The following is a 4,384-nucleotide window of genomic DNA, read 5'->3' as shown; positions in this document are numbered from 1 at the left end:
GATACAAGCGTGCCGATCGGCGCGCCGATCCAGCGCAGCGTGCCGTCCGAGCCGAGCGCGATGTCGCCATTGGCCGAGGCGCCGAAGCGTTCGGCGCGCGATTCGAACTCGGCGGCCAGCGCCTTCTGGGCAGCGGTGCGCACCGCCTTGGCGTCTTCGCCGCCGGCGGTCTGGTCGGCGGTGAAGCGGAACCCTTGCAACTCGCCGACATGGTGGCCTTCGACAAGGACGGTTCCGGTAGGGCTAATTTCGGCTTCAGGCATGGTATTTTCTCTAAGGCGCCGCATGAGGACGGAAGTCCTGCGGTCTACGAAGCGTTTCGTCAACCGCTCATGCAGCGCATCCGACAATCTGTCTTCGATTTCGCGCGTCTTTTCCTGCCAGTGTGCCTGATCGGCCAGCCAGCCGGGCCGGTTCGACACGAATGTCCAGGTGCGGATCTGGGCTATGCGATGCGACAGCGTGTCAATGTCGCCCTCGGTGGTGTCGGCGCGGCGCACCTGCTCGGCCATGTAATTCTCGTCGACATGGCCGTGGCGTGCGAGGTCCGTGTAGATCGAGGCAATGAGGTCGGCATGCTGCGCCGGCGCGATCCTGCGGTAGTCGGGCAGCGCGCAGGCTTCCCACAGCAGCGCCACGCGCTTAGCATTGGTGGTGAGCGCGCGAATGTCCTCGTCGCGCGATAGATGCTCGAGCGCCTGTGCATCGACGGCAGGCAATGCCCGCGTAAGTCCCTCGACCGGAGCGTTGGTCTCGATCGAGCGCTTCAGCGCGTCGAGGCTGGCAAAGTCGAAATGCGCGGTGCGCCACTGCAGCACCTTCACCGGATCGAAATCGTGGCCTTCGATCTTCTTGATCAGCTCTTCGTCGAGCGGGTCGACCTGCCCGGTGACACCGAAGGTGCCGTCGCGCAGATGCCGGCCGGCGCGGCCGGCGATCTGGCCGAGCTCGGCCGCGGTCAGGTTGCGGTACTGGAAGCCATCGAACTTGCGGTTCTGGGCGAAGGCGACGTGGTCGAGATCGAGATTGAGACCCATGCCGATGGCGTCGGTGGCGATGAGGTAGTCGACATCGCCGGACTGGAACAGCGCCACCTGGGCGTTGCGGGTGCGCGGCGAGAGCGCGCCGAGCACGACGGCGGCACCGCCCTGCTGGCGGCGGATCAGCTCGGCGATGGCGTAGACCTCGTCGGCGGAGAAGGCGACGATTGCCGTGCGCCGCGGCAGGCGGGTCAGCTTCTTGGAGCCGGCATAGGCAAGATGCGACAGCCTCGGCCGCGTCACCACCGAGACACCCCTCAGCAGGCGCTGCAGGATACCGTGCATGGTGGCGGCACCCAGTAGCAGCGTCTCCTGGCGGCCGCGCAGGTGCAGGATGCGATCGGTGAAGATGTGGCCGCGCTCGAGGTCACCGGCGAGCTGCACCTCGTCGATGGCGACAAAAGCGGCGTCGGTCTCGCGCGGCATGGCCTCGACGGTGCAGACCGAATATCTGGCGCCCGGCGGCTGGATCTTTTCCTCGCCGGTGATCAGCGCAACCTTGTGGGCGCCGACCTTTTCGCAGACGCGGGCGTAGACCTCGCGCGCCAGAAGTCTGAGCGGCAGGCCGATGATCCCACTCTCATGCGCCACCATGCGCTCGATGGCGAGATGGGTCTTGCCGGTGTTGGTCGGCCCGAGCACGGCGGTCACGTCGCGGCCCGACAGGATCAGCGGCTCTGTGTGTTTGGGCTGGATGTTCATCAACCTAGAATAAGGCTTCCGGGACCTGGAAATAAGGCTTCTGGCCTCTGGTTGTCGGGAGCGTGCCTCAAATGGCGCGTATGACAGGCGACACATAGGGATTTCGGGCGCGAAGCGAAAGCGGAATGTTCCGCCGACGGCGAGAAGGTGGTTTTGTCAAGCTTCCAATCGGCTGCGGATTAACGGATGGAACGAGTCTGGAACGAATCGGCGACGAATCAGTGACTCCTGCAGATTCAGCTTTTGTTCACGGCTACATGTGGATTTCGCGGCCGCGAGTCGCACCACATGCTGAATCGCTGAACTGGCCCGTTTCATGCTAAGAGGTGTTGCCGTTAACCTTTGCCGGGAAACAATCACGGTGGCTAGGCGCGCCTCGACCAACATGATGAAATTGTTGATCTTCCTTAACCTGCGTTAAGCAGTTGGGCAGGCGATTCCGGCTGTCGTCGTTAACGTTCGGCTCATAGCCGGAACGAATCGGCGACGAATCAGCGATGGCGCGATTTTCCCGATTTGTTCACCCCAATATCTTGTGTTGTGAACAGCTTATCCACCGAGAATCCACAGGTTACGAAGCAGCTTTCGCACAGGGCGGCGGGTGGCTGTTAACCTCCGCGTGCCGCTTCGGCACAGATTGGGCATGCTTTGGCTAGGTGCAGCCGCCGCATGATGACCGGTCCGGCCGGACCGCTGGTTCAGGCCGTGTCCTCTCCAGTGGCATAGCGTTGCAGCGCAGGGCCGACGTTCCGGATGATCTCGTCGTGTGACAGAGCGACGACGGCCGGTAGCCGCAGCACATATCGGCACATCGCCAAACCCAGCAACTGGCTCGAAATGAGCCCGGCCCTTCGACCGGCGTCGGCGAGATCGCCGACCGCCGCAACCACCGGCCTCACCTGGTTGGCGAATATCTCGCGCATTTTTTCGGCGGCGAATTCGTTCGACGCCGCGGAACGCAGCAGAATTGCCATGCCGGGTCCGCTGGCCGGGCCTTCCCAGACTTCGAGAAACCGCCTGATCAAAGTTTCGCCGACGGTGGCCGGGTCGATCACCCGAAGTGCCGGCAGTTGCAGGTCGACGAGTGCCGCCCGGGCGAACAATTCGTCCTTGCTGCGGAAATAGCGGATCACCATGGCCGGATCGATCGAGGCGCGGGTCCCGACATCGCGGATCGACGCGCCGTCATAGCCGTGCTCGGCAAACAGATCTCTGGCGGCATCCAGGATTTGCCCTCGGGTGCGATCCGACTTGCTCGGCTTTTTCGAATGATTCGTGCTCATGAAAATCAAATATCAACGAGCGTTGACAAACTCAAGCACCCAAGATAAAAGTCACCAATCGTTGACAAACGGAGAGAGAAAATGCTGCCTGATACCACCGAAGTCCTGGTCATAGGCGCCGGCCCGACCGGCCTGGCGCTGTCCATTGCCCTGCATCAGGCAGGCGTCGATCACGTCGTGGTCGACCGCCTCGCCGAAGGCCTCAACACCTCACGTGCCGGAGTGATCCACGCGCAGACGCTGGAGACACTCGAGCCGCTTGGCGTCACGGGGCGGCTGGTCGAACTCGGCCTGAAGCTTGACAACTTCGCCATACGTGATCGCGACCGGGTCCTAATCAACCTCGATTTCTCGAGCCTGCCCTCGGCGTATCCCTACGTGCTGATGATTCCGCAGAACCTAACCGAGAAGGTCCTCACTGAGCGCATCGCCGGGTTGGGCGGTGTCGTCCATCGCGGCGTCGAGGCGAAGGAGGTATTGCAGGGGGTCGATGGCGCACACGTCACGGTCGTCCAGAATGGTCGCGAAAAGACGATCTCGGCGCGTTACGTCGTCGGTGCGGACGGCATGCACAGCGTGGTACGCGAGGCCGCCGGCATAGGCTTCGATGGCGAGGCCTATGCAGGGTCTTTTGTACTCGCCGACGTGCGCCTTGACTGGCCGCTCGGGCCAACGGAGGTGTCGCTGCTGTTCTCCCCGGCCGGACTGGTCGTCGTCGCGCCACTGCCGGACGGATCATATCGCATCGTAGCGACCATGGATGAGGCGCCTGAGCGGCCTGGCATTGCCGACATCCAGGCGCTGCTCGACAGTCGCGGCCCGTCGGCCAGCCCGGCGCAGGTGCTCGACCTGACCTGGAGTACACGGTTCCGCGTGCATCACCGCCTTGCCAGGTCCTACCGCCAGGGGCACCTGTTTGTCATGGGCGACGCCGCCCATGTGCACAGCCCGGCCGGCGGCCAAGGCATGAACACCGGCCTGATCGATGCCGTGGTGCTGGGCGAACTGCTCGGCGACGTGATCAACGGTGTCCGCCCGGAAAGCGAACTCGACCTCTACGAAACGCTTCGGCGTCCCGCGGCACAAGAGGTGATCGAACTGGCGGGCAGGCTGACAGGCATGGCGCTTGTCCGCACACCGCTGCGGCGCGTCTTGCGCAATTTCGTGCTCGGCGTCGTCAACATGATGCCGTTCGTCCAGCGCATGATCTCGATGAAATTGTCAGGTCTCAGCCGGGCTGAGATGGCGAAGCTGCCGGCGTCGTCGCGGCCGGGCGTGCGCAAGCAAGCGATGAAACGGGAGCTCAAGCTGGTTGCCTGATCTCGAGGCGCCGGACAACTTCCGGCGCTGTATCGGAGC

At 63.5% G+C, this 4,384-nt stretch carries 3 protein-coding genes; 1 reads left to right on the top strand and 2 read right to left on the bottom strand.

Translation table 11 applies throughout. The features are described from left to right. Positions 1–1,742, bottom strand: a 1,742-nt coding sequence (locus tag EN749_RS31525) for a helicase-related protein (protein ID WP_189367822.1), incomplete at its 3' end; no start/stop codon positions are given. A 698-nt stretch (positions 1,743–2,440) separates the two neighbouring features. Further along, positions 2,441–3,025 (bottom strand): TetR family transcriptional regulator, encoded by a 585-nt coding sequence (locus EN749_RS31520; protein ID WP_128364622.1) that lies wholly within the window; start codon positions 3,023–3,025, stop codon positions 2,441–2,443. 81 nt (positions 3,026–3,106) lie between these two features. On the opposite strand from EN749_RS31520, the gene EN749_RS31515 reads away from it, so the two are divergent. Beyond that, a complete protein-coding gene (locus EN749_RS31515; RefSeq protein WP_128364621.1) occupies positions 3,107–4,345 on the top strand; it encodes an FAD-dependent monooxygenase in 1,239 nt (412 codons plus the stop codon). Positions 4,346–4,384 lie beyond the last annotated feature (39 nt).

The sequence above is a fragment of the Mesorhizobium sp. M7A.F.Ca.ET.027.02.1.1 genome (assembly GCF_004022985.1).
Lineage (GTDB): Bacteria > Pseudomonadota > Alphaproteobacteria > Rhizobiales > Rhizobiaceae > Mesorhizobium.
Note: the sequence above shows the minus strand (reverse complement) of the source record. Positions and strands in the feature narration are given on the sequence as shown.

Coding starts and splice junctions, on each gene's coding strand:
- EN749_RS31515 (WP_128364621.1), top strand. CDS start 3,107: ATGCTGCCTGATACCACCGAAGTCCTGGTCATAGGCGCCGGCCCGACC.
- EN749_RS31520 (WP_128364622.1), bottom strand. CDS start 3,025: ATGAGCACGAATCATTCGAAAAAGCCGAGCAAGTCGGATCGCACCCGA.